The sequence below is a fragment of the Mycobacterium sp. E796 genome (assembly GCF_001672815.1).
In the GTDB taxonomy this organism is placed as follows: Bacteria; Actinomycetota; Actinomycetes; order Mycobacteriales; family Mycobacteriaceae; genus Mycobacterium.
Window position 1 is genome coordinate 1 of sequence record NZ_LZKK01000340.1, and the last position, 24,340, is coordinate 24,340.

The following is a 24,340-nucleotide window of genomic DNA, read 5'->3' on the forward strand; positions in this document are numbered from 1 at the left end:
GCCGCCGGATTCGCAACGGGCTACCTGATCCCATTCGCCGTCGGTGGCCGCGGCGGCCTGGGCGGCCATGGCGATGCTGCCGCCACCAAGAACTGCCCCCGTGAAGGCGATCTTGGCGACGCTGATGCTGGATGTTGTGGGCTTGCGGTGACGTCCACTCATACGCGCCGAAATATTCCTCTCGTGTGACGCGCCTACGAGGTCAGCTGTCGGGTTCGGGTTGGAGAGGCCACCCGGCCGTCGCCGTACTCCGCATGGGAGCCGGCGTCGGCTTCACCCCTAGGAGCCGCAAGCGACTCCAGTCCGATCACGGTGGACCGGTGGGTCCCCCGCCTCCATCCCTTTTTGGTCGGTGATCCCCGCCTAGTGGATGGAGCTCGGCGCGATAGGAGGGGAGGAACGCCGTTCGGTAGATTGACGAACCGTCGGTGACGCTAGCGCGTTCTGTTCGTCTCGTCACGTCTTGCGAAACCCGGCGTTTCCCTCTCGGCCATTCGCGAAAAGCCCAGGAACGCTAGGGATTTCCGCTGGTCATAACGCCCGATATCGGAGCGTGATTTTGCCGTTATCGTTCCGTTACGTGAGGTATCTCACAGTTTCATCCGCCGGCGAAGGGCGGCAGAACGTCGATCGTGTCACCGGTCTGTAACGGTGTGGTTTCGTCGCGAACGGCGATGCCGTCGCGCAGGTAGGAGCACCGGCTCAACACCGTGGCGAGGCGCGATCCGCGGACTGCGAGACGCTCGGTCAATTCGGCGACCGTGGTGCCTTGGCGCACCACCAGGGTCTCCGATTCCGCGCCTGCCGCGGCGCGCGCGGCGGCGAAGTAGCGGACCGTCACCTGGATCCCCTCCGCGTCGGCCGCGGCCTGGCCCGGGCTAGCCACCGATGGCGCTCATGGGGCGGGCGGGCTGGATGAAGTCCGGATCGTTGATGCCATGGCCGGCGGGCTTGGCCCACATTGCGGCGCGCCACGCGGCCTCGATCGCGTCGTCGCTCGACCCGCCGCGCAATAGTCGCCGAAGGTCGGTCTCGTCGGTCGAGAAGAGGCAGCTGCGGATCTGGCCGTCGGCCGTGAGCCGGGTGCGGTCGCAGGTCGAACAGAAGGCGTGCGACACCGACGCGATGACACCGAACTTCGCGCTCGGTGTGTCGGGGCCCGTGTCGACCAGCCAGAGCTCGGCCGGCGCCGAGCCGCGCGGCGCCGGGTCCGGGCGCAGCCGGAAGTGCGGGCGCAGCACCGCCAGCACGTCGTCCGCCGTCAGCGCGGCGCCACGGCGCCACTGATGCCCGGCATCCAGCGGCATCTGCTCGATGACCCGCAACTGATAGCCGTGCTCGAGGCAGAACCGCAACAGGCCGACGACGTCCTCACGCCCCGTCGCGGGGTCGAGCACGGCGTTGACCTTCACGGGAGTCAGGCCGGCCGCTTTGGCGGCCGCCAAGCCGTCCAGCACGTCGGCGAGCCGATCCCGGCGGGTGATGGCCGCGAAGTGGCCTCGGTCCACGCTGTCCATCGACACGTTGACCCGATCCAGGCCCGCCTCGGCGAGGGCGGCGGCGCGCCGCGCCAGCCCCACGCCGTTGGTGGTCAGCGAGATCTCGGGGCGGGGCCGCAGAGCCGCCGCCGCGGCGATCACCTCTTCGAGGTGGCGGGACAACAGGGGCTCCCCGCCGGTGAACCGCACGCTGGTGATGCCCAGCCGCGTGACGGCGATGTGCATCAGCCTGGCCAGCTCGTCGGGGCTCAGCAATTGCTCGCCGGGGAGCCAGTCCAGGCCCTCGGCCGGCATGCAGTAGCTGCACCGCAGATTGCAACGGTCGGTCAGCGACACCCGCAGATCGGTGGCGGCGCGGCCGTAGGTGTCCAGAAGCGGGCCGCTGCCCGGAACGTTTTGAGCGACGGGTTGGTCCGCGCGGCCGCGCACCGTCGGTAAACCCAGAGCGGTCAGCGTCATGCGGCCACCGGCGCGAATCGGGTCGGCGGGGTGGGCGAGTTCGAGGGAACGATTTCTTTGCCCAGCGGCATCAACGACACCGGGATCAGCTTGAGGTTGGCCAGCGCCAGCGGAATGCCGACGATCGTGACCGCCATCGCCACCGCGCTCACCAGATGACCAATCGCCAGCCACACCCCAAAAAGCAGCACCCAGATGACATTTCCGATCAGCGCGCCGGTCCCGGCGGTCGGTTTGTCGACGATGGTGCGGCCGAACGGCCACAACGCGTAGGACGCGATGCGCAACGATGCGAAGCCGAAGGGAATGGTGACGATGAGCAGGAAACTGACAAGCGCCGCCAGAAGATATCCGGCGGCCATCCACAGGCCACCGAATACCAGCCAGACGATGTTCAGGATCAGGCGCATCTCTCCTCCTGCGGTAATGCCCAGACTACCGAGTGACGGGTAACGGGGGTGCTCGTCAGGCGGGCATCCGAGTAGGATCAGAATCCAACATGCGTCCTGCGCAGGCGGGACGCTTCTTGCGTTGCCCATCCTAGTGTTCCGTCAGACAAGCAGGTGAGACCAGTGCCGACCGGCAAGGTTAAGTGGTACGACGCCGAAAAGGGGTTTGGCTTCCTGTCGCAGGAGGACGGCGAGGACGTCTACGTTCGTTCGTCGGCGTTGCCCGAGGGGGTCGAGGGGCTCAAGTCCGGGCAGCGGGTGGAGTTCGGCGTCGCCTCGGGCCGCCGAGGCCCGCAGGCCTTGAGCCTCAAGCTGATCGATCCGCCGCCCAGCCTGGCCAAGACGCGCCGCGAGGCGGCGCCGGTTGAGCGCAAGCACAGCCCCGACGAGCTGCACGGGATGGTCGAGGACATGATCACGCTGCTGGAAAGCGCCGTGCAGCCCGAGTTGCGCAAGGGGCGATACCCCGACCGCAAGACCGCGCATCGCGTCTCCGAGGTCGTCAAGGCGGTGGCCCGGGAGCTCGATTCCTAAAGCTTCTTGCCACTCGCGAAGAACCGGTATGCCGAGAAGCTACTCGGTGGTAACTTCGAGATGCGCAGGTCTTAACACGCCGCCCACCGGCGGGTACCCATGACCTCGATGTGAGTCGTTAGCGAGGAGGCGGCGATGGCACAGCAAGCTCAGGTCACCGAGGAACAAGCGAGGGCCCTGGCCGAGGAATCCCGCGAAAGTGGTTGGGATAAACCGTCATTCGCCAAAGAACTCTTTCTCGGGCACTTTCCGTTAGAACTCATTCACCCGTTCCCCAAACCGTCCGACGCCGCCGAGGCGCGCATCGGCGGCTTCCTGGGCAAGGTGCGCGAGTTCCTCGACACCGTCGACGGCAGCGTCATCGAGCGCGACTCGCAGATCCCCGACGAATACGTCAAGGGCCTGGCCGCGCTGGGCTGCTTCGGCATGAAGATACCCACCGAATACGGCGGCCTGGGCATGTCGCAGGTGGCCTACAACCGCGCGCTGGTGATGATCTCTTCGGTTCATCCCAGCCTCGGCGCACTGCTATCGGCCCACCAGTCGATCGGCGTGCCCGAGCCGCTCAAACTTGCCGGCACGCCGGAACAAAAGCGAAAGTTCTTGCCGCGCTGCGCCGCCGGCGCCATATCGGCATTCCTGCTCACCGAGCCCGACGTGGGCTCGGACCCGGCGCGCCTGGCGTCGACGGCGACACCGGTCGAGGACGGCAAGGCGTACGAACTCGAGGGCGTGAAGTTGTGGACCACCAACGGCGTGGTTGCCGAACTGCTGGTGGTCATGGCCCGGGTGCCCAAGAGCGAGGGGCACCGCGGCGGCATCAGCGCCTTCGTCGTCGAGGCCGATTCGCCCGGGATCACCGTGGAGCGGCGCAATAAGTTCATGGGGCTGCGCGGCATCGAGAACGGCGTCACCCGGCTGCATCGGGTCCGGGTGCCCGCCGAAAACCTGATCGGTCGGGAAGGCGACGGCCTGAAGATCGCGCTGACCACGCTCAACGCCGGGCGCCTGTCGATTCCGGCGAGCGCGACGGGATCGTCGAAGTGGGCGCTGAAGATAGCCCGCGAATGGTCGGGGGAGCGCGTGCAATGGGGCAAGCCGCTCGCCAAACACGAAGCGGTCGCGAGCAAGATCTCGTTCATCGCCGCCACCACGTACGCCCTCGACGCGGTGCTCGAGCTGTCCGCCCAGATGGCAGACGAAGGCCGCAACGACATCAGGATCGAGGCGGCGCTGGCCAAGTTGTGGTCCAGCGAGATGGCCTGCCTGATCGCCGACGAGCTCCTGCAGATCCGCGGCGGGCGCGGCTACGAGACCGCCGAGTCGCTGGCTGCGCGCGGTGAGCGCGCGGTGCCGGCCGAGCAGGTGGTGCGCGACCTGCGGATCAACCGCATCTTCGAGGGATCCAGCGAGATCATGCGGCTGCTGATCGCGCGCGAGGCGGTCGACGCCCACCTGACCGCGGCCGGCGACCTGGCCAAGGCCGACACCGGTTTGCGGCAGAAGGCCGCGGCGGCCGTCGGCGCGAGCGGGTTCTACGCAAAGTGGTTGCCGCAGTTGGTGTTCGGCGAAGGACAGCGGCCAAGGGCCTATAGCGAGTTCGGCCCGCTGGCGTCCCACCTGCGGTTCGTCGAACGCTCCACCCGCAAGCTGGCCCGCAACACCTTCTACGGGATGGCGCGCTGGCAGGCCAAGCTTGAGCAGCGGCAGGGATTCCTCGGGCGCGTCGTCGATATCGGCGCCGAGCTGTTCGCGATGTCGGCGGCGTGCGTGCGCGCCGAGGGGCAGCGGGCGGCCGACGCCGCCGTCGGCCGGCAGGCCTACGAGCTGGCCGACACGTTCTGCCAACAAGCCACCCTGCGGGTCGAGGCCCTGTTCCAGGCGTTGTGGGCCAACACCGACAGCAGCGACGTGCGGCTGACCCACGACGTCCTGGAAGGCCGGTACACCTGGCTCGAGGACGGAATCGTCGATCAGTCCGAGGGCACCGGACCTTGGATCGCGCATTGGGAGCCCGACGAATCGACGGAGGCCAACCTGGCCCGCCGGTTCCAGACGGGCGCGAAGGCCGACGCGATGGGCGGAATCGCCGAGTAGTTGACGTCGGGCGAAGAGGCAGAATTGTCGTCATGGCCTCTTATGTCGCCCCTGCGGGCGAATTCACCCGCGACACCAACTACATCAACACCCGCATCACCGCCGACGGACGCGACGGCTATCCGGTAGAGCCGGGCCGGTATCGGCTCATCGTCGCCCGTGCGTGCCCGTGGGCCAACCGCGCGATCATCGTTCGGCGGCTGCTGGGCCTGGAAGGTGTTCTGTCCATTGGGTTTTGCGGCCCCACCCACGACGAGCGCAGCTGGACCTTCGACCTGGACCCGGGTGGCGTCGACCCGGTGTTGAAGATCCCGCGGCTGCAGGACGCCTACTTCAAGCGCTTTCCCGACTACCCCAAGGGCATCACGGTCCCGGCGATCGTCGACATTCCGACCGGCGCTGTGGTCACCAACGACTTCGCGCAGCTGACGCTGGATCTGTCCACCGAGTGGACGGCCTACCACCGCGACGGCGCGCCGCAGTTATACCCGGAGCCGCTGCGCCCCGAGATCGACGAGGTGAGCAAGCGGATCTACACCGAGATCAACAACGGTGTCTATCGTTGCGGTTTCGCGGGCTCGCAGCAGGCCTACGAAGCGGCCTACGACCGGCTGTTCACCGCGTTGGACTGGGTCAGCGACCGCCTGGCCAACCAGCGATACCTGGTGGGCGACACCATCACCGAGGCCGACGTCCGGCTGTTCACCACCCTGGCCCGCTTCGACCCCGTTTACCACGGGCACTTCAAGTGCAATCGCTCGAAGCTGTCCGAGATGCCGGTCCTGTGGGCCTACGCGCGCGACCTGTTCCAGACGCCCGGCTTCGGCGACACCGTCGACTTCGTCCAGATCAAGCAGCACTACTACATCGTGCACGCCGACATCAACCCGACGCGCATCGTGCCCAAGGGACCGGACCTGGCCGGCTGGCTTGCCCCACACAGCCGGGAAACCTTGGGCGGCAGGCCTTTCGGGGACGGAACTCCTCCCGGGCCGCCGGTCGACGGGGAACGGGTGCCGCCCGATCACAGCGCGTAACCGGTTACTCGTCTCGCCATTCGCTGCGCGCTCGCATGTCGTCCTCGTACGCTTGTGCTTCCGCCGCCATCTGCCGGAAGGCCGAGGCGGTTTCGGGTTTGTTGAATTCTTCGTTCAACCCGGCGGGCAGCAGGCGGATCAACTCGACCACGAACTGGAGGGACCGGCCGCTGTTCAGCGCGTCCGTGATCGAGTCGATCATGTCCTGAAACTGCATGTCGCTGTTCGTCGCCGCGGCCAGTGCGAGCGTCACGGCGGCGCGGCGAGTGTCGTCGGGCCAGATCGAATCGTTGTGCGGTGGTTTCATTTTGGCCTTCGGCGGGGTGTCAGGAGGTCAGCCGCACCGACCATTCCGCATGCGGGACGGCGCGAACGGCGGTGATGTCGTTTTGTTGGCCGTCGTCGACCACCAACGTCAGCAATTGCACGACGATCCCGGTCAGCTTGCCGCGCTGCGGGTCCACCGCCGGAATGGTGACCGCGAGGCGCGAGCCCGGTCGAAACATGGTTGCGGTCGTGTTGGCGGGGTCCTCGTAGACCTGCAGCAGCCGCCAGGGTGCCCGTGCGATGGCGTCGGGAACCGAGAGTTGCACTGGGTAGTGCTCGTTGAGCGGTAGCTCGCCCTGGGTCTGCGGCGTCTGGCAGTTGTTGAGGTTGAGCACATCGCAGTACAGGTACGGCCCCACCCGGGTCAGGTGCCCATGCGTGTAGGCGCTGATCTCGGGCTGTTGGGGGCCGGTGCGGCGCACCAGCATCCACGTTCCGACCCCGACCCCGAGGCATGCCAGCGCCACCACGGCCGCGACGAGCGCGACGACGCCGCGTTTCACTCCGGCACCGCCGCCGGCCTGCCGGCGCTCCGGCGCGTGCCTTCCTGCTCGACCATGACGGGCCGATTGCCGCCGAGTCCGGGGATCAAGGAGTCGCCGCGGAAGCTGACGAGGGTCTGGGCCAGGCCGAGGATGAGCAGGGCGCTGACGGCGGTGAAGCCGACCCACAGCTCCGTGTACACCAGGACGCCGAGTGCCCCACCCAGCACCCAGGCGAGCTGCAGGGTCGATTCCGATCGCCCGAATCCCGACGCCCGCGACTCCTCGGGCAGGTCGTGTTGCAGCGAGGCGTCGAGCGAGGCCTTCGCGATGGCGCTGGAGCCCGAGGTGATCAACGTGGCGATCACCGTCACCATCAGGGTTCCCGCCACGGCGGCCGCCAGGGCGACGGCGCACACCGCCACCGCGCACCGCACGACCAGCACGGCGGGCCTGCCCAGCTGTAGGCGCGCGCTGGTGAAGTTGCCGGCGAAGTTGCCGATCGCGGCGGCGGCCCCGATCATGCCCAGCATGGCCAGTTGGGCCCATCCGTTGGCTTGATGCGCCTTGGCGACGAACGCCGGGTACAGGAACAGGAAGCCCACCATCACCTTGATGGTGCAGTTGCCCCATAGCGAGGTGATGATGTTGCGGCCCAACGGTTGTCGAAGCGTTCCGCCGACCCGTTTGACCTCGTCGGGCCATCGCCGCCGTTGGTCACCGTCGCGTCGGTAGCTCAGGGTGGCCGGGACTTCACCGGCGGTCACCTCGACCCAGCGCGGGATGCGCATTGACAGGAAGGCGCCCGCGATCGTGACGGCGACGACGACGAACAACGCGCCGGGGAGCTTGAAGAGGTGGGTGCAGAGGAACTCGACGCCGCCCGCGATGGCACCGCCGGCGATGGTGCCGCCGAGGAGTCCGAACACGGTCAGCCGGGAATTGACGCGCACCAGGTCGATGGACGGCGGCATCACCCGCGGTGTCACCGCGCTGCGCAGCACGCTGAACGACTTGGACAGCACCATCATCGCCAGCGCGCACGGATAGAGCACCATCGATGGGAAGCTGCCGGTCGCGCCGTCGTAGTTCATGATCAGCAGCACCGCCAGCAGGGTGCGCAGCGCGAACGACAACGCGAGCGCCACGCGCCGGCCGTGCTGCAGGCGGTCGAGCGCCGGCCCGATCAGTGGCGCGATCACCGCGAACGGCGCGATCGTAATCAACAGGTACAGAGCCACTTTGGACTTGCTCTCCCCGCTGGCCGCGGCGAAGAACAGCGTGTTGGCCAGCGCGACGGCCATCGCCGAGTCGACCGCGAAGTTGGCGACCACCGGCCACGTCAGCGCCGTCAGGCCCGACTTGTCGGCGCCGTCGGCGGTGGCGGCCCGCTGCACCATCGAGTACATGCGGGAGCCCATTTCGCGGCTGCGCATGGCGGCGGCGCGGGTGACGGTGATGCGTTCGCTGGCGGCGGACGCGCGTGGGGTCGGACCGCTGTTGCGGTCCGGCTCGGACTCCTCGCCCAGCGGCGGGAGGTACCGGTTCGCGCTCGGCATCGGCGGCGGACGGCGCGACCGGCGATAGTCGGAGTCGTCGGCCGGGTAGTTGGCCATTCCCGGATGCTGGTTGGCCGAACCCTTGCCGTTCGGGCGGGGCCGGCGGCCCGGGTTAGCGGTCACGCGGCCCCGATCATCACGCCGGCGTCCAGACACCACTCAATTCTGTCCTATACCGGCAGGCAACAGGGCGTGGCTCGCCAACCTAGTATGGAGACGCACTGTAGGCCGATCGCCGCGAGAGGAGGGGGCAGCGTGACCGGACCCACTGAAGAGTCAGTGGAACCCGCCGCCACGACCGTGGCCGAGTGGCCCGACGAGTTGGCCGCGCTGCTCACCGGTGCGGCCGATCAGGCCAGGGCCGCCGTCGAGGAGTTCGCCGGCCCGGAGGCCGTCGGGGACTACCTGGGCGTCAGCTACGAGGATCCGAACGCCGCGACCCACCGGTTCCTGGCGCATTTGCCCGGCTACCAGGGCTGGCAGTGGGCGGCCGTCGTTGCCGCCTACCGCGGCGCGGACCACGCCACGATCAGCGAAGTCGTGCTGATCCCCGGCCCGACGGCGTTGCTGGCCCCGGAGTGGGTGCCCTGGCAGGAGCGGGTGCGACCGGGCGATCTGGGTCCCGGCGACCTGCTGGCGCCCGCGGTCGACGACCCTCGGCTGGTCCCGGGCTACGCCGCCAGCGGCGACCCGCAGGTCGACGAGACCGCCGCCGAGGTCGGGCTGGGCCGCCGCTGGGTGATGGGCCCGGTGGGCCGCGCCGAGGCGGCCGAGCGCTGGCACACCGGCGACTACGGTCCCGATTCGGCGATGGCGCGTTCGACCAAGCGGGTGTGCCGCGATTGCGGTTTCTTCCTGCCACTGGCCGGAGCGCTCGGCGCGATGTTCGGGGTGTGCGGCAACGAGCTGTCCGCGGACGGGCACGTCGTCGACAAGCAATACGGCTGCGGCGCCCATTCGGACACCCCGGCCCCGGCCGGCACCGGCTCGCCCATGTACGACCCGTACGACGACGGCGTGCTCGATGTCGCGGAGAACCCGCCGCCGGCGCAGGCCGAGGCGGAGGAGTCGCCGCCGGACGTGCCGGAGCCTCCGCAGGAGTCGCTGGAGCCTTCGCCGGAATCGCCGGAGCCTTCGCCCGAATCGCCGGAGCCCCCGATCGAGCCGACCGAACCGCGGGACTAACCCTTCTCGGCCGCGGCTTTGATCCTCGCCAGCGAGCGGTTCATTCCCTCGAGCAATTCCCGCTCGAAGTTCGCGTTCCCGCCGAAGAAGGCGTTGACCGACAGATTCGAAACGGCGGTGACGCCGTTCTCGGCGTGGCGGCTCTCGACCACCCGCGTGCCCTGACCGTTGGGCTCGAGCTCGTAGGTCCACACGGTGTGGTTCGTGTTGACCCGGAACGCCAGCCGTTTCTCGGGAACGACCTCGAGCACCGTGCTCGTGGTGGGCCAGTAAATCCGGTGGCGGCGGTTGAGGTTGACGGTGCGGGTGCCCGGACGCACTGGGCCAAGGGGCCGCATCAGGCGACACTGCGGGCTCCACTGCGGCATCCGACGGAAGTCGGATATCAGCGCCCAGACCTTGGCGGCCGGCGCGTCGATGTCGATCTGGGCTTGCAGTAGCGGGGCGACCATCGCTCCTCCCGGGTCGGGGAATCTACTTGCGGTCGAGGTAGGTTTCGAGGCCGGTCTGCGCGCCGCGAGCGCCGCGGCGCGCGGCGGCAAGTTGCAACACGAAGATGCTGGTGCCTATCACCCCGACGCCCAGCCCGCCCAGCGTCACCGGGCGCCAACTGTGCAGGGCGGGCACGACGAACGCCAGGACCGCGCCGATCAGCCAACCCACGAAGCCGACCACGACGACGGGCCACACCTCGAGCAGCGAGGCCGGCAGCGGCGGCGCCTCGGGGCCTTGGCCGGGTTCGACAGTCATCGCGATCAACATAGCCCGGCGACATGAGCACCGAAACCTCCCTAGCGCGAGCAAAGGACCAAAGTCCGTCGTTGGCCGTTTCGTATCCCGTCTTTCTCACGTTGCGTGTACCCTCGCGCCATGCCTGACAGCGATGCGCGGCTGGCGAGCGACTTGTCGCTGGCGGTCATGCGGCTGGCCCGCCAACTGCGGTTCCGCAACCCGTCATCGCCGGTGTCGCTGTCTCAGCTGTCGGCGCTGGCCACGCTGGCCAACGAGGGCGCGATGACCCCCGGCGCGTTGGCGATTCGCGAACGCGTCCGACCCCCGTCGATGACCCGGGTGATCGCTTCGCTGGCCGAGATGGGTCTGGTCGACCGCACCCCGCATCCGGTCGACGGCCGGCAGGTCCTCGTCTCGGTGTCCGAGTCGGGCGCCGAGCTGGTCAAGGCGAACCGTCGGGCCCGCCAGGAATGGCTGGCAAAGCGGCTGGCGACCCTGGACGTCGAGCAACGCGACACGCTGCGCGAGGCCGCCGACTTGATGCTGGCCCTCGTCGACGAAGGCCCGTGACCGACGGCTTGGACGTTCAGGACGTCACCGATCCCGACGACCCCCGCCTCGACGATTTCCGCGACCTGAACAGCGTCGATCGGCGTCCCGATCTGCCGACCGGCAAGGGCCTGGTGATCGCCGAGGGCGTGCTCGTGGTGCAGCGCATGCTGGCGTCCCGGTTCACCCCGCACGCCCTGCTGGGCACCGAACGCCGGTTGGCCGAACTGGAGGACGACCTGGCCGGCACCGCCGCGCCGTACTACCGCGCCTCGGCCGAGGTGATGGCGAAGGTGGTGGGCTTCCACCTGAATCGCGGTGTGCTCGCGGCCGCCCGCAGGGTGCGGGAGCCCAGCGTCGTCGAGGTGGTCGAAAACGCCCGCACTGTCGCGGTGCTCGAGGGCGTCAACGACCACGAGAACCTGGGCTCGATCTTTCGCAACGCGGCCGGGTTGGGCGTGGACGCGGTGGTGTTCGGCGCCGGGTGCGCGGACCCGCTGTACCGCCGCGCCGTGCGGGTGTCGATGGGCCACGCCCTGCTGGTGCCGTACGCGCGAGCGTCCGAGTGGCCCAACGACCTTATGTTGTTGAAAGAGAACGGATTTCGGCTGCTGGCGATGACCCCGCAGCGCGAGGCGTCCGCGCTGGCCGAGGCGATGGCCGCGGCGGTCGACGAACGCGTCGCGGTGGTGGTGGGCGCCGAGGGCCCAGGGCTGACGAGGGCCACCCTGCGGCTCAGCGATGTGTGGGTGCGCGTCCCGATGTCGCGGGGTACCGACTCGCTCAACGTCGCGACAGCGGCGGCCCTGGCCTTCTACGAGCGGGCTAGGCTCACGTGGTGAGCGACGAGTCTGTCCCCTGGGCAACGGGTTTGACGGTGTCCGCGTTCGTCGCCGCGGTCACCGGGATCGCCATCGTCGTGCTGAGCCTGGGGTTGATCCGGGTGCATCCGCTGCTGGCGGTCGGCCTGAACGTCGTGGCGGCGGGCGGGTTGGCGCCGACGCTGTGGGGTTGGCGGCGCACCCTGGTGCTGCGCTGGTTTGTGCTGGGCGCGGCCGTGGGTGTGGCGGGCGCCTGGGTGACACTGCTGGCGCTGACCGTTTCGGGCTAGGCCGCGGCTCGGGCGTTGAGTGTGAATCGTAGGCCTTGTGTGGGAGCTCAGGGCGCAAAAATCGGCCGGATCCCGCCGTCACGTCACACCGAAAGCCCTGGGCGCACAGTCAAAGCGCTGAATGCACTGCGAACGCCTAGCGGGTGGCTAGCGTTGCCCGCCTGAGCGCACACCGAGCAGCACGTCCTCCCAGGCCGGGATGACCGGCTTGCCGCGCCGGGTGTGCACCGGCTGTTCGGGCGGGGCGGGGGGCGCCGGCTTCGGCTCTTCTTCCCGTTCGAGGTGGGCGACCCGTGCGAGCGGCCGGAGGGGACGCTCGAAGTTCGGGTCGATGAGCTCGCTGGCCGCGTCGTCGATCGCGGTGACGGTGCCGCCGTGCGCACCGGGAGTGAAGCAGAAGTGCGCGATGTTGTCGGTGCGGCCGGCCTTCCAGGCGAGCTGCACGGTCCAGCGGCTGTCCTCGTTGCGCCAGGCGTCCCAGCTGAGCCGGTCGGGTTCCAGCCCCCGCGCGACCAGTGCGGTGCTGATGGTCTCCAGCAGGGTCAGCACCGCGGGCCCGTCGGCGAGCATCGGGTGCGCCGCCGTTGCCAGCTCGGTCGCGCGGGCGCGTTCCAGCAACACCGGGTGCGCGAACCGGCGTACCCGCACGATGTCCGAGCCGGACGCGGCGGCCACCTGCTCGACGGACGCGCCGGCGCGGATCCGGGCCTGAATCTCCTTGGGGCTCAGCATGTTTGTGACTTGAATGTCGAGCACCGGCTGCTCGGGTGGTGGCGACTCGCCGCGCAGGGCGGCGCGGAGTCTGTCGTCGGCCGCCAGCTTGAACCGATCCGCGGGGCCATCACCCTCGCAGATGATGTATTTGCCGTCGTCGTCGAGACCAACCACTTTGAGTACCCGCATGGCTTCTCCTCGCAGGCTCCGTCCCGCTGCGCGACGGACCCGTCAGGTCCGCACTCTAGTGCAGCTAACGCCGGTAACCCGCTCTGACACGCGGGCGGGTTGCAGGCCGATGACCGACAGGTTAAAGGCGCTCGACCACCCAGTCGACGCACTGGGTCAGCGCGCTCACGTCCTCGGGGTCGACCGCGGGGAACATCGCGACCCGCAACTGGTTGCGGCCCAGCTTGCGGTAGGGCTCGGTGTCGACGATGCCGTTGGCCCGCAAAGTCTTGGCGACGGCCGCGGCGTCGACGGCGTCGGCGAAGTCGATGGTGCCCACCACCTGGGAACGCAGCGCCGGATCGGTGACGAACGGCGTGGTGTACGGCCGCTCCTCGGCCCAGGAGTACAGCCGCTGCGACGAGTCCGCCGTCCGCTTGACCGCCCAGTCGAGCCCGCCGTTGCCCAGGATCCAGTCCAGCTGTTCGGCCATCAGAGCCAGGGTGCCGATCGCCGGGGTGTTGTACGTCTGGTTCTTCAGGCTGTTCTCCACCGCGATGGGCAGCGACAAGAAATCGGGAACCCAGCGGCCCGACGCGGCGATCGACTCGACCCGCGCCAGCGCGGCCGGGCTCATGACCGCCAGCCACAGCCCGCCGTCGCTGGCGAAGTTCTTCTGCGGCGAGAAGTAGTAGACGTCCGCCTGGGTAATGTCGACCGGCAAGCCGCCGGCGCCCGAGGTCGCGTCGATGAGGACCAGCGCGTCGTCGGAACCGGCGGGGCGGCGGACCGGCACCGCGACCCCCGTCGACGTCTCGTTGTGCGCCCACCCGATCACATCGACCGACGGGTCGCTCTGCGGCTCGGGGGCGCTGCCGGTGTCCGACTTGATGATGATGGGGTCGCCGACGAACGGGTTCTTGGCGACGCAGGAGGCGAACTTCGAGCTGAACTCGCCGAAGGACAGGTGCAGCGAGCGCTTGTCGATCAGCCCGAACGCGGCGGCGTCCCAGAACGCCGTCGCGCCGCCGTTGCCCAGGATGACCTCGTAGCCGTCCGGCACCGAGAACAGCTCCCTGACGCCGGACCGGACCCGGCCCACCAGATCCTTGACGGGCGCCTGCCGGTGCGACGTGCCGAACAGCGGCGCCGCGGTGGTGGTCAACGCCTTGAGTTGTTCGGGCCGGACCTTCGAAGGACCGGAGCCGAAGCGGCCGTCGCGGGGTTTGATGTCGGAGGGGATCTCGAGCTGGTCAGCCATGTCTGTCAGCCTAGTGAGCGCTCTGAGCGTGGCGACGCTGTGGGCCGGGCTAGCCGGTTGGGCGCGCGAGACCTGTGAGCAACGCCACACCGCTCGTGTGACCACCGGTCAGGCCACAGTGCCTCCGACCGCTCTAGAAAAATATCCGGTACCTGCGGTACTGTCTGGACATTGCACGTCCGAATGTAAACCTCGGCGGGGAGGCTTGGAATGGACAAGACGCGAATGGTCCGGCGTTGGCGGCGCAACATGGAAGTCCGCGACGACGCCGAGTACGTGAACATGCTTGCCACACTGTCCGAGGGGTCGGTGCGGCGAAACTTCAACCCGTACACCGACATCGACTGGGACTCACCGGAATTCGCGGTCACCGAGAACGACCCGCGCTGGATCCTGCCGCTGACCGACCCGCTGGGCCGCCATCCCTGGTACCAGGCCCAGTCCGAGGAACGCAAGATCAAGATCGGCATGTGGCGGCAGGCCAACGTCGCCAAGGTGGGCCTGCACTTCGAGTCGATCCTGATCCGCGGCCTGATGGAGTATGCGTTCTGGGTGCCCAACGGGTCCCCGGAGTACCGCTACTGCCTGCACGAAGCGGTTGAAGAGTGCAACCACACCATGATGTTTCAGGAGATGGTGAACCACATCGGCGCCGACGTGCCCGGCATGCCGCGCATGCTGAAGTGGATTCAACCGCTGATTCCGCTGGTGGCCGGGCCGCTGCCGATCCCCTTCTGGTTCGGCATCCTTGCCGGCGAAGAGCCGATCGACCACACCCAGAAGAATGTGCTGCGCGAGGGCAAGGAGCTGCACCCGATCATGGAGCGGGTGATGGCCATTCACGTGGCCGAGGAGGCCCGCCACATCTCATTCGCGCACGAGTACCTGCGTAAGCGAGTGCCGCACCTGTCGCGCCGCAAGCGGTTCTGGCTGTCGCTGTATGTTCCGCTCACCATGCGGATCCTGTGCTCGGCGATTGTGGTTCCGCCCAGGGCGTTCTGGAAAGAGTTCGACATCCCGCGCGAGGTTCGCAAAGACGTGTTCTTCCGTTCGCCGGAGTCGCGTCAAATGCTGCGCGACATGTTCGGGGACGTCCGGATGCTCTGCCACGATACGGGTCTGATAAACCCGCCCGCCAAGCTGATGTGGCGGCTCTGCAAGATCAACGGCAAGCCGTCGCGCTACCGCAGCGAGCCGCAGCGCCGGCACCTGTCCGCCGCGCCGGCCGCGTAGCACCCCGCGGGTTATCCATGCCGCACGTTATTACCCAGTCGTGCTGCAACGACGGGTCCTGTGTCTTCGCCTGCCCGGTGAACTGCATTCACCCCACACCGGACGAGCCGGGCTTCGCGACGTCCGAGATGCTCTACATCGATCCGGTGGCCTGCGTGGACTGCGGTGCGTGCGTGAGCGCGTGCCCGGTCGGCGCGATCGCGCCGGACAACCGGTTGGAGCCCAAGCAGCTGCCCTTCGTCGAAATCAACGCCTCGTTCTACCCCGAGCGACCCGCCGACGTGAAGCTGCCACCGACGTCGAAGCTGGCCCCGGTGATCCCGGCCGCCGAGGTGCGCGCGCGCCGTCGGCCGTTGACCGTGGCCATCGTGGGATCCGGTCCGGCGGCGATGTATGCGGCCGACGAACTGCTGACCCAACACGGGGTGCGGGTCAACGTCTTCGAGAAGCTGCCCACGCCCTACGGATTGGTGCGCGCAGGCGTGGCGCCCGACCACCAGAACACAAAGAAAGTCACGCGGCTCTTCGACCGCGTATCGCGCCACCGCCACTTCCGCTTCTACCTGAACGTCGAGGTCGGCGAGCATCTCAGCCACGCCGATCTGTTGGCCCACCACCACGCCGTGCTGTATGCGGTGGGAGCGCCGGACGATCGCCGCTTGGACATCGACGGGATGGGCCTGCCGGGCACTGGCACCGCCACCGAGTTCGTCGCGTGGATCAACGGGCATCCCGACTTCACCGATTTGCCGGTCGATCTGGGTCACGAACGCGTGGTGATCATCGGCAATGGCAACGTCGCCCTCGACGTGGCCCGGGTGCTGACGGCGGACCCGGAGGACCTCGCCCGAACCGACATCTCGGACCACGCGCTGGAAGCGCTTCGCCGCTCGGCCGTGCGGGAAGTGGTGATCGCGGCCCGGCGCGGGCCCGCCCATTCGGCGTTCACCCTGCCCGAATTGATCGGGCTGACCGGCACTTCCGAGGTCGTGCTCGACGCCGCGGACCACCAGCGTGTGGCGAGCGATCTGGCGAGCGTTTCGGATCCGCTGACCAAGAGCAAGCTGGAGATCCTGAGCAAGCTAGGCGACGCTTCGGCACCCTTGTCGCGCAAGCGAATCCGGCTGGCCTATCAGCTCACGCCCGAGCGCGTGTTGGGTGAGCGGCGCGCGACCGGCGTGGAATTCTCCGTCACCGGCACCGACGAGGCGCACCGGCTCGACGCCGGACTGGTGCTGACGTCGATCGGCTACCGCGGCAAGGCGATTCGCGACCTTCCGTTCGACGAATCCGCGGCGGTCGTGCCCAACGAGGGTGGTCGCGTCGTCGAACCCGGCTCCGGCCTACCGGTGCCCGGCGCATACGTGGCGGGCTGGATCAAGCGCGGGCCGACGGGGTTCATCGGCACCAACAAGTCCTGCTCGATCCAGACCGTCCACGCCTTGGTGGCCGATTTCAACGCCGGCCGGCTCACCGATCCGGTGGCCAAGCCGGAGGCCCTGGGCCGGCTGGTGCGGGCGCGCCGGCCTGCCGTCGTCGACTCGGCGGGGTGGCGCGCCATCGACGCCGCGGAGATCGAGCGCGGCGGCCGCGATGGCCGGCCACGCAACAAGTTCACCGCCGTCGCCGACATGCTCGCCGCGGCGGCCGCCGCGCAACCGGCGCCGCCGATGCGACGCCGGCTACTGGCCCGGCTGCGGGACTCTTAGCCCGCCTGCCCGGCCATCGCGGCTGCGATCTCGTCGGGGCTGACCTCGCGCACCGGCTGTCCCAGCGACCAGTGGTGGCCGAACGGGTCGGCGACCACGCCGTAGCGGTCTCCCCAGAACTGGTCGTCCAGCGGGGCCACCACGGTGGCGCCCGCGTCGAGCGCCCGCTGGAACTTGGCGTCGACGTCGGTGACCGTCAGGTGAATGGTGACCGGGGTTCCGCCAAGCGACTTGGGCGTCATCGACTTGCCGCCGCAGGTTTCCGGGAAGTCGTCGTTGAGCATCACCGTGAAGCCGTTGATGCGCAGCGCGGCGTGGACGAGCCTGCCGTCGGGGCCGGGCACGCGGCCCAGCTCCTCGGCGCCAAAAGCCTTGACGTAGAAGTCGATCGCCGCGGCGGCGTCGTCGACCACGAGGTGCGGGGACAGTGCCGGTTCGATGTTGATCGCCATGGTGGCCTCCTTGTTGTCGGTCTCGGATGCCAGCCCAGGCGGAGGCTGGCTCACGGTTATTGACTCGGCCCGCGACCCAAACTCATCGCGGCCGGATCCATTCAAGCGCCGGGCACCGACAACTAACGGACGCCTGCGTGACGCCGGCGCGAAGATCAGGCGTGAGTGAGAACCCGGTCCCAGCCCTCGACGTCTTCCGGGCTGCGCGGGCCCGGTCCGACATAGATGGCCGACGGGCGAACCAGCTTCCCGAGCCGCTTCTGCTCGAGGATGTGGGCGCACCATCCCGCGGTGCGACCACAGGTGAACATCGCCGGCATCATGTTGGCCGGCACCCGGGCGAAGTCCAGGATGACGGCGGCCCAGAACTCGACGTTGGTTTCGATGGCCCGGTCCGGGCGCCGCTCCCGCAGTTCGGCCAGCGCGGCCTGTTCCAGCGCGACCGCGACCTCGTGGCGCGGGGCGCCGAGCCGTTCCGCGGCCGCCCGCAGCACCCGCGCCCGCGGGTCCTCGGCGCGGTAAACCCGGTGGCCGAATCCCATCAGCTTGTCGCCGCGGTCCAGGATCGACTTGACCAGGCCGCGGGCGTCGCCGGTGCGCTCGACCTCCTCGATCATCGGCAGCACCCGCGCCGGCGCACCACCGTGCAGGGGGCCGCTCATCGCCCCGATCGCCCCCGACAGTGATGCCGCGACGTCGGCGCCGGTCGAGGCGATCACCCGCGCGGTGAACGTCGACGCGTTCATGCCGTGCTCGGCGGCCGACACCCAGTAAGCGTCGATGGCCTCGACGTGCCGCGGGTCCGGCTCGCCCTGCCATCGGGTCATGAATCGCGCTGTGACGGTGGGGCATTCGTCGATTACTCGCTGCGGAACGGCCGGCTGGTAAATGCCGCGCGCCGACTGTGCGACGTAGGACAGGGCCATCACCGAGGCCCGGGCCAGCTGGTCGCGGGCGGTGGCCTCGTCGGTGTCGAGCAAGGGCTTGTAGCCCCAAATGGGGGCCAGCATTGCCAGGCCCGCCTGCACGTCGACCCGGACGTCGCCGGTGTGGATGGGCAGCGGGAACGGCTCGGCGGGCGGCAGCCCGTGGCCGAACTTTCCGTCGACCAGTAGCGCCCAGACGTCGCCGAACGTGACCTGCTGAGTCACCAGGTCTTCGATGTCGACGCCGCGGTAGCGCAGCGCGCCGCCGTCTTTATCCGGTTCGGCAATTTCGGTGGTGAAGGCCACCACGCCTTCCAGGCCGGGGACAAAGTTTTCGGGGACAACAGTCATGGGAGAAATTCTCGCACCCCACCTACGGGCGGACGCTACCGGCCGGTAGCAACCGCCGGTAGCGTGGGCGCAATGGCTGGACCAGCGGAGGAACACCTGCAGAGGATGCGCGTCGAGTACGGGTCGGTCGAGAAGGACGGCAGCCCGGACCTGGATGCGGATTGGTTGGCCGACGGGTGGCTTGCCTTGTTCCGCAAGTGGATTGAGGACGCCGAGCGCGCCGGGGTGGCCGAGCCGAACGCGTTCGTGTTGGCCACCGTCGCCGACGGCCGGCCGGTCAGCCGATCGGTGTTGTGCAAGAGCGCCGACGAGACCGGAATCACTTTTTTCACCAATTACGACTCGGCCAAGGGCGTCGAGCTGGCGGCCACGCCGTACGCGTCGGCCACCTTCCCCTGGTACCTGCTGGGCCGGCAGGTGCACATCCGCGGCCCGGTCAGCAAGGTCGACCCGCAGGTTACGCAGGACTACTGGTCCCAGCGGCCGCGCGGCTCACAACTGGGCGCCTGGGCATCGCACCAGTCGCGGCCGATCGCCTCGCGCGCGGCGCTGCTCGAACAGCTCGACGAGGTCACGCGGCGCTTCGCCGACTCGGAGCGCGTCCCCGTTCCGCCCAACTGGGGCGGCTACCTCCTCGCGCCCGAGGTCGTCGAATTCTGGCAGGGCCGGGAAAACCGGGTGCACAACCGGATTCGCGTCGCGGGCGGGCGCGTCGAGCGCCTACAGCCCTGAATGTCGGCGCGCGCTATGAGGCCCGTCACACCCCGAGTTCGCCCCGGCTTAACCGCCGGACGGGCGCACGACCAGCGGACTCGACCCCGGGCAGGCGCGCCGCCGCCGCAACGACTACCTTCAGCAGTAAGCACCTAGTCAGGGCAGCCATACCAGCCAGAGCGCAAAGGGGTTCTCGTGGCCGACACCGACGACACCGCAACTCTGAAGTACCCGGGGGGCGAAATCGACCTGGAGGTCGTTCATGCCACCGAAGGAGCTGACGGCATCGCGCTTGGCCCGCTTTTGTCCAAGACCGGTTACACGACGTTCGACAACGGCTTCGTCAACACCGCGTCTTGCAAGAGCTCCATCACCTACATCGACGGCGACGCCGGGATCCTGCGCTACCGCGGCTACCCGATCGAGCAGCTGGCCGAGAAGTCGACCTTCATCGAGGTCAGCTACCTGCTGATCTACGGCGAGCTGCCGAACAAGCAGCAGCTGGACGAGTTCACCAACCGGATCCAGCGGCACACCATGCTGCACGAGGACCTGAAGCGCTTCTTCGACGGCTTCCCGCCCAACGCGCACCCCATGCCGGTGCTGTCGAGCGTGGTGAACGCGCTGAGCTCGTACTATCCCGATGCCCTGGACCCGGTGGACAACGGCCAGGTGGAGCTGTCGACCACCCGCCTGCTGGCCAAGCTGCCCACGATCGCCGCGTACGCCTACAAGAAGTCGATCGGGCAACCGTTCCTCTACCCGGACAACTCGCTTTCCCTGGTGGAGAACTTCCTGCGGATGACGTTCGGGCTGCCGGCCGAGCCCTACCACGCCGACCCGGAAATCGTCCGGGCGCTGGACATGCTGTTCATCCTGCACGCCGACCACGAGCAGAACTGCTCGACGTCCACGGTTCGGCTGGTCGGCTCGTCGCGGGCCAACCTGTTCACCTCCATCTCCGGCGGCATCAACGCGCTGTGGGGGCCGCTGCACGGCGGCGCCAACCAGGCGGTGCTGGAAATGCTCGAGCAGATCCGCGACAGCGGCGACGACGTCAGCGAATTCGTCCGCAAGGTGAAGAACCGTGAAGCCGGCGTCAAGCTGATGGGCTTCGGCCACCGCGTGTACAAGAACTACGACCCGCGGGCGCGGATCGTCAAGGAACAGGCCGACAAGATCCTGGCCAAGCTCGGCGGCGATGACGACCTGCTCAGCATCGCCAAGCACCTCGAGGAGGCGGCGCTCACCGACGACTACTTCGTCGAGCGCAAGCTCTACCCCAACGTCGACTTCTACACCGGCCTGATCTACCGGGCCCTCGGGTTCCCGACCCGGATGTTCACCGTGCTGTTCGCGTTGGGCCGGCTGCCCGGCTGGATCGCGCACTGGCGCGAGATGCACGACGAGGGCGACAGCAAGATCGGGCGCCCGCGTCAGATCTACACCGGCTACACCGAGCGCGACTACGCGACCATCAACGACCGCTAGTTCCGGCCACCAGACGCAAAAGCCCCCTTTTCGGCGCGAAATCAGGGGCTTTTACGTCTGCTCGCGAGGGAGGCCAGCACGGCCATCGCGGCGTTGTGGCCGCCGATGCCCGACACCGCCCCGCCCCGGCGGGCGCCCGAGCCGCACAACATGATTCGTTCGTGGGCCGTCGCTACGCCCCATTGCCGTGCGGGGGTGTCCAGCGGCTCGTCGTCGTCGGCGAATGGCCACGACAGCCCGCCGTGAAAGATGTTGCCCGCGGTCATGCCCAGCGTGCGGTGCAGGTCGAGGGTGGTCGTCGTCTCGATGCAGGGGCGACCGTTCGCTTCGCATAGGAGGACGTCCTGAATCGGTTCGGCGAGAACGGAATTCAGCGACTCCAGCACCGAGTCGGTCAGCCGGTCGCGCAGCGCGCCGGAGTAGCTGCCGTCGAACAGCGAGTGCGGGGTGTGCAGGCCGAACACCGTCATCGTGTGGGCGCCCGAGTCGCGCAGGGCTTCCGACACAATGCTGGGGTCGGTCAGCGAATGGCAATAGGCCTCGCACGGTAGCGGATTCGGGATCTGCCCGTCGGCCGCGCGCTGGTATGCGCCGTCCAGTTGGGTCCACGTCTCGTTGACGTGAAACGTCCCCGCGAACGCCTCCTCCGGTGTGACGGCGGCGTCGCGCAACCGGGGTAGCCGGCGCAGCACCATGTTCACCTTGACCTGCGCGCCCTGGGCCGGCGCGGCGGGTCGTTCGCCGAGCAGGCCGGCCAGGACCGTCGGTGTCACACCGGCCAGAACGAACCTTCCCCGGACCACGTGCTCGTCGTCGCCGCGGTGGTAGCGCACCTGGCCGTCCGGGTCGACGCCGAAAACCTCGGCGCCGGTAATTATTTCGGCGCCGTGGCCGGCGGCCGCGGCCGCCAGTGCCGTGGTCAACGCGCCCATCCCACCGACTGGGACGTCCCAGTCGCCAGTGCCGCCGCCGAGCACGTGGTAGAGGAAGCAGACGTTCTGCCGCAGCGACGGGTCGTCGAGGCGGGCGAAGGTGCCGATGAGTGCGTCGGTCGCGATCACGCCGCGCACCAGGTCGTTGCCGACCGCCTCGGCGATGGCGTGGCCGATCGGCTCGTCGATCATGGCGCGCCACGCGTCCGCAGCGGCGGGATCGCCGGCGTCGATGACGTGCCGGCGGGCCTGCTCGCGGGTGCACAGCGGCTCGAGCAGCGTCGGCCAGAGCCGCTGGGTGACCAGCCGGCAGCGTCGGTAGAACGCGGCGAACCGGGGCTCGTCCTCGGTGGCGCCGATGGCGGCGAACTGGCCGGGCCGCCCGATCAGCAGGCCGGTGCGGCCGGCGGTCGCGGGGTCGGGGGTGTAGGACGAGAATCGCCGGCCGGCCAACCGCACGCCGACCCCGAGGTCCTCGAGGATGCGCGACGGCAGCAGGCTGACGAGATACGAATACCGCGACAGTCGAACCTCGACGCCCTCGAAGGCCTGCACGGACACCGCGGCCCCGCCGACCTGCGCCAGCCGTTCCAGCAGCCGCACCCGAAGGCCGGCCCGGGCCAGGTAGCCCGCCGCGACCAGACCGTTGTGACCCCCGCCGACGATGACGACGTCGACATCCGAAGGGGACACGCTCAGCCCAGGTAGCCCTCGACCTCGTCGGGCGGACGTACCTGCGCCTCGCGCGGGTCACCGCCGGTTTCGCGCAGCGCCCGGCGCTGCCGCAGCAGGTCCCAGCACTGGTCGAGTTCGACCTCGAGCCGGCGCAGGCGATCGTGCTCCTCGTCCGTGCTGATCTCGCCGTGCTGCAGCTGTGCCCGCAGGGTCTTCTCCTCGGCGACCAGCCCCTGGATGTGTGCCAGGGTCTCGCTGTCGGTCGGTTTGTTGCCGTTGGCCATGGGTCCAGTGTGCCCGACTTGGCAGGCGTTGCCGCTCCGACTCGGTAGGCTGCATATCGCCTGGAAGATGCAAACGTCGGGGGAGCTAACCGAGGGGAGACGCAAAAGTGGGGGTAGGCACGGGTTTGCGGCATCCGGCCGCAAGCACCGACTCGGTGCCGGTGCCGGAGATTCACCGGCCCTCGGCCGGCCTGCCCTGGCTGATCGCGGTGGCGGTAATTCCGTTGCTGATAGCGGTGATCGGCTACGGCGCGTTCGACCAACCGCGGCCCGCCCACGGGGCGGGTGGCCCGGCACCGGGGCAAGGGACGTCGAGCACGTCCGCCGCTCCGAAGCTCTCCCTGGCAACCCTGTCGATCACTCGCAACGGCAACGACTTGACGCTCGTCGGCGACTTCCCCGACGACTCCGCCAAGGCGGCCCTGCTGAAGGCCGTCAAGGGCTCGCTGCCGGGCGTCAACGTCATCGACCAGATCCACATCAATCCCAACATCGATGCGCTCGATTTCGCTAAGGCCGCACCGATATTCAAAGACAGCGCCTCGATTCCCGATTTCAGTCTCGTGGCCGGCGGGGACACGATCACCCTGGCGGGCTCCGCGTCATCGCAAGACCAGAAGAACGCCGTCAGTCAGGACGCAGCGCGCACCTGGTCCACTTTGAAGGTCGTTGACAAGCTTGTGGTCAACGGGCCGGTTCCGCCGCCGGCACTGCCTGCCGCGGGACAATGCAACGATCTGCAATCGGCGATCAATGCGGTGATGGGCGGGCCGATCACGTTCGCGAACGACGGGTTCAGCCTGACCCCGCCCGACATCCAGATCCTGATTCAGGTGTCGGGCAGGCTCAAGGCTTGCCCCACCGCGCACGCGACGATCAACGGCTTCAGCGACAACTCCGGCGTCGAGGCGATCAACATCGCATTGAGCAGCCAGCGGGCCCAGCGCGTGGCCGATTTCCTGGCTGCCAACGGCGTCGCGAGCGCGGTGCTGATCGTCAAGGGTCTGGGTTCGGTCAATCCCGTCGCCCCCAACGACACGGTCGATGGTCGTGCCAAGAACCGTCGCGTCGAAATCGTTGTGAGCTAAGGAGATCCGGCATGGATTTCGTGATCCAGTGGTTGTGGTACCTGCTCGCATTCGTGGCGGGCTCGGCCGTTGCCCGCGTGATCGCCAACATCTTGAACAAGCGCGTCGTCGTTGACGAAGTCCCCGCCGTTGCGAACCGGCACGAGAGGGACGACGACTGATGGACCACGTGCACTGGTGGCTGTTCGCCCTGTCCTTCGTGACGGGGTTGGTGTTGACGCTTGCGCTGCGGGTGCGTCCCGTGAAACGTCAAGTGCCAGTGGGGGCGCCGAATGCCGGCGGGGCTACCGCGGACGCCGAGCCCGAGCGGCCCACGACCGTG

General features: G+C 68.6%; 27 protein-coding genes, 1 pseudogene and 1 riboswitch. Of the genes and pseudogenes, 13 read left to right on the forward strand and 15 right to left on the reverse strand.

The features are described from left to right. From A5706_RS27880 to A5706_RS27895, 4 genes and pseudogenes are all read right to left on the reverse strand, one after another. Positions 1-162, reverse strand: a pseudogene (locus A5706_RS27880) (resuscitation-promoting factor RpfA); the annotation flags it as partial. Positions 163-173: 11 nt separating this feature from the next. After that, positions 174-393: riboswitch (cyclic di-AMP (ydaO/yuaA leader) on the reverse strand. Between the two features lie 205 nt (positions 394-598). Next, positions 599-886, reverse strand: coding sequence for a MoaD/ThiS family protein (locus A5706_RS27885; RefSeq protein WP_068138482.1), 288 nt, complete (start codon positions 884-886; stop codon positions 599-601). Next, a complete protein-coding gene (gene moaA, locus A5706_RS27890; RefSeq protein ID WP_068138485.1) occupies positions 879-1,958 on the reverse strand; it encodes a GTP 3',8-cyclase MoaA in 1,080 nt (359 codons plus the stop codon). The genes A5706_RS27885 and moaA overlap by 8 nt, the downstream gene beginning before the upstream one ends. Then, positions 1,955-2,368, reverse strand: coding sequence for a YccF domain-containing protein (locus A5706_RS27895; protein WP_068138488.1), 414 nt, complete (start codon positions 2,366-2,368; stop codon positions 1,955-1,957). Before A5706_RS27895 ends, moaA begins: the two co-directional genes overlap by 4 nt. A 162-nt stretch (positions 2,369-2,530) precedes the next feature. Here A5706_RS27895 and A5706_RS27900 point away from each other — a divergent pair, with 162 nt between their 5' ends. The 3 genes from A5706_RS27900 to A5706_RS27910 all read left to right on the forward strand — a co-directional run bounded on the left by A5706_RS27900 (position 2,531) and on the right by A5706_RS27910 (position 6,075). Then, positions 2,531-2,941, forward strand: coding sequence for a cold-shock protein (locus A5706_RS27900; RefSeq protein ID WP_068107525.1), 411 nt, complete (start codon positions 2,531-2,533; stop codon positions 2,939-2,941). A 135-nt stretch (positions 2,942-3,076) separates the two neighbouring features. Further along, the gene (locus A5706_RS27905) at positions 3,077-5,038 is read left to right on the forward strand and encodes an acyl-CoA dehydrogenase family protein (RefSeq protein ID WP_068138490.1); all 1,962 of its coding nucleotides are present in this window, start codon (positions 3,077-3,079) and stop codon (positions 5,036-5,038) included. 32 nt (positions 5,039-5,070) lie between these two features. Next, positions 5,071-6,075 (forward strand): glutathione S-transferase family protein, encoded by a 1,005-nt coding sequence (locus tag A5706_RS27910; protein WP_068138495.1) that lies wholly within the window; start codon positions 5,071-5,073, stop codon positions 6,073-6,075. A 4-nt stretch (positions 6,076-6,079) separates the two neighbouring features. Here the strand turns inward: A5706_RS27910 and A5706_RS27915 are convergent, their stop codons facing one another. The 3 genes from A5706_RS27915 to A5706_RS27925 all read right to left on the reverse strand — a co-directional run bounded on the left by A5706_RS27915 (position 6,080) and on the right by A5706_RS27925 (position 8,566). Continuing rightward, positions 6,080-6,328: a hypothetical protein gene (locus A5706_RS27915; RefSeq protein WP_152531578.1), complete on the reverse strand. Its 249-nt coding sequence runs from the start codon at positions 6,326-6,328 to the stop codon at positions 6,080-6,082. Between the two features lie 73 nt (positions 6,329-6,401). Beyond that, positions 6,402-6,905 (reverse strand): DUF2771 domain-containing protein, encoded by a 504-nt coding sequence (locus tag A5706_RS27920; protein WP_068138501.1) that lies wholly within the window; start codon positions 6,903-6,905, stop codon positions 6,402-6,404. Further along, positions 6,902-8,566, reverse strand: a complete 1,665-nt coding sequence (locus A5706_RS27925; RefSeq protein ID WP_068138505.1) for an MFS transporter — start codon at positions 8,564-8,566, stop codon at positions 6,902-6,904. Before A5706_RS27925 ends, A5706_RS27920 begins: the two co-directional genes overlap by 4 nt. A gap of 132 nt (positions 8,567-8,698) precedes the next feature. Between A5706_RS27925 and A5706_RS27930 the strand changes: the two genes are divergently transcribed. Then, entirely contained in the window at positions 8,699-9,628 is a 930-nt protein-coding gene (locus A5706_RS27930) for a DUF3027 domain-containing protein (protein WP_197518009.1), read from the forward strand. On the opposite strand, the gene A5706_RS27935 is transcribed toward A5706_RS27930, so the two are convergent. After that, the gene (locus A5706_RS27935) at positions 9,625-10,080 is read right to left on the reverse strand and encodes an SRPBCC family protein (protein ID WP_068138512.1); all 456 of its coding nucleotides are present in this window, start codon (positions 10,078-10,080) and stop codon (positions 9,625-9,627) included. The genes A5706_RS27930 and A5706_RS27935 overlap by 4 nt on opposite strands. 22 nt (positions 10,081-10,102) lie before the next feature. Then, on the reverse strand, positions 10,103-10,378 hold the full coding sequence (locus tag A5706_RS27940) for a DUF2530 domain-containing protein (RefSeq protein ID WP_068138592.1): 276 nt from the start codon (positions 10,376-10,378) through the stop codon (positions 10,103-10,105). A gap of 120 nt (positions 10,379-10,498) precedes the next feature. Between A5706_RS27940 and A5706_RS27945 the strand changes: the two genes are divergently transcribed. The 3 genes from A5706_RS27945 to A5706_RS27955 are packed head-to-tail and all read left to right on the forward strand — an operon-like array spanning position 10,499 to position 12,020. Continuing rightward, positions 10,499-10,930 carry a MarR family transcriptional regulator gene (locus A5706_RS27945; protein WP_067154866.1) on the forward strand — a complete coding sequence of 144 codons (432 nt, stop codon included), beginning with the start codon at positions 10,499-10,501 and terminating at the stop codon, positions 10,928-10,930. Beyond that, the gene (locus A5706_RS27950) at positions 10,927-11,751 is read left to right on the forward strand and encodes an RNA methyltransferase (protein WP_068138514.1); all 825 of its coding nucleotides are present in this window, start codon (positions 10,927-10,929) and stop codon (positions 11,749-11,751) included. Before A5706_RS27945 ends, A5706_RS27950 begins: the two co-directional genes overlap by 4 nt. Next, positions 11,748-12,020, forward strand: coding sequence for a DUF2537 domain-containing protein (locus tag A5706_RS27955; protein WP_068138595.1), 273 nt, complete (start codon positions 11,748-11,750; stop codon positions 12,018-12,020). Before A5706_RS27950 ends, A5706_RS27955 begins: the two co-directional genes overlap by 4 nt. A 147-nt stretch (positions 12,021-12,167) precedes the next feature. Here the strand turns inward: A5706_RS27955 and sepH are convergent, their stop codons facing one another. Both sepH and serC read right to left on the reverse strand, forming a co-directional pair. Beyond that, the gene (sepH, locus tag A5706_RS27960; protein ID WP_068138518.1) at positions 12,168-12,923 is read right to left on the reverse strand and encodes a septation protein SepH; all 756 of its coding nucleotides are present in this window, start codon (positions 12,921-12,923) and stop codon (positions 12,168-12,170) included. Between the two features lie 121 nt (positions 12,924-13,044). Next, positions 13,045-14,163, reverse strand: coding sequence for a phosphoserine transaminase (serC, locus tag A5706_RS27965; protein ID WP_068138521.1), 1,119 nt, complete (start codon positions 14,161-14,163; stop codon positions 13,045-13,047). A 210-nt stretch (positions 14,164-14,373) separates the two neighbouring features. Here serC and A5706_RS27970 point away from each other — a divergent pair, with 210 nt between their 5' ends. Further along, positions 14,374-15,396, forward strand: a complete 1,023-nt coding sequence (locus A5706_RS27970) for a diiron oxygenase (RefSeq protein ID WP_068138523.1) — start codon at positions 14,374-14,376, stop codon at positions 15,394-15,396. A 17-nt stretch (positions 15,397-15,413) separates the two neighbouring features. Then, positions 15,414-17,105: an FAD-dependent oxidoreductase gene (locus A5706_RS27975; protein ID WP_068138526.1), complete on the forward strand. Its 1,692-nt coding sequence runs from the start codon at positions 15,414-15,416 to the stop codon at positions 17,103-17,105. Here A5706_RS27975 and A5706_RS27980 read toward each other — a convergent pair. Both A5706_RS27980 and A5706_RS27985 read right to left on the reverse strand, forming a co-directional pair. Beyond that, entirely contained in the window at positions 17,102-17,557 is a 456-nt protein-coding gene (locus A5706_RS27980) for a VOC family protein (RefSeq protein ID WP_068138597.1), read from the reverse strand. The two genes, A5706_RS27975 and A5706_RS27980, sit on opposite strands and share 4 nt — an antisense overlap. A 155-nt stretch (positions 17,558-17,712) precedes the next feature. Then, entirely contained in the window at positions 17,713-18,834 is a 1,122-nt protein-coding gene (locus A5706_RS27985; protein WP_068138529.1) for a citrate synthase 2, read from the reverse strand. Between the two features lie 72 nt (positions 18,835-18,906). Here A5706_RS27985 and pdxH point away from each other — a divergent pair, with 72 nt between their 5' ends. Together pdxH and A5706_RS27995 are read left to right on the forward strand one after the other, a co-directional pair. After that, positions 18,907-19,566: a pyridoxamine 5'-phosphate oxidase gene (pdxH, locus tag A5706_RS27990; RefSeq protein ID WP_068138531.1), complete on the forward strand. Its 660-nt coding sequence runs from the start codon at positions 18,907-18,909 to the stop codon at positions 19,564-19,566. Between the two features lie 177 nt (positions 19,567-19,743). Next, positions 19,744-21,039 (forward strand): citrate synthase, encoded by a 1,296-nt coding sequence (locus tag A5706_RS27995; protein ID WP_068138533.1) that lies wholly within the window; start codon positions 19,744-19,746, stop codon positions 21,037-21,039. Positions 21,040-21,080: 41 nt separating this feature from the next. Here the strand turns inward: A5706_RS27995 and A5706_RS28000 are convergent, their stop codons facing one another. Together A5706_RS28000 and A5706_RS28005 are read right to left on the reverse strand one after the other, a co-directional pair. Continuing rightward, on the reverse strand, positions 21,081-22,670 hold the full coding sequence (locus tag A5706_RS28000; protein ID WP_156767382.1) for an NAD(P)/FAD-dependent oxidoreductase: 1,590 nt from the start codon (positions 22,668-22,670) through the stop codon (positions 21,081-21,083). Further along, positions 22,667-22,930 (reverse strand): DUF2630 family protein, encoded by a 264-nt coding sequence (locus tag A5706_RS28005; protein WP_068138541.1) that lies wholly within the window; start codon positions 22,928-22,930, stop codon positions 22,667-22,669. The genes A5706_RS28000 and A5706_RS28005 overlap by 4 nt, the downstream gene beginning before the upstream one ends. Positions 22,931-23,037: 107 nt before the next feature. Between A5706_RS28005 and A5706_RS28010 the strand changes: the two genes are divergently transcribed. Continuing rightward, positions 23,038-24,018: an OmpA family protein gene (locus A5706_RS28010; RefSeq protein WP_068138545.1), complete on the forward strand. Its 981-nt coding sequence runs from the start codon at positions 23,038-23,040 to the stop codon at positions 24,016-24,018. Between the two features lie 11 nt (positions 24,019-24,029). Beyond that, positions 24,030-24,179, forward strand: a complete 150-nt coding sequence (locus A5706_RS33850; RefSeq protein WP_197518010.1) for a hypothetical protein — start codon at positions 24,030-24,032, stop codon at positions 24,177-24,179. The last annotated feature ends 161 nt before the right edge of the window (positions 24,180-24,340 follow it).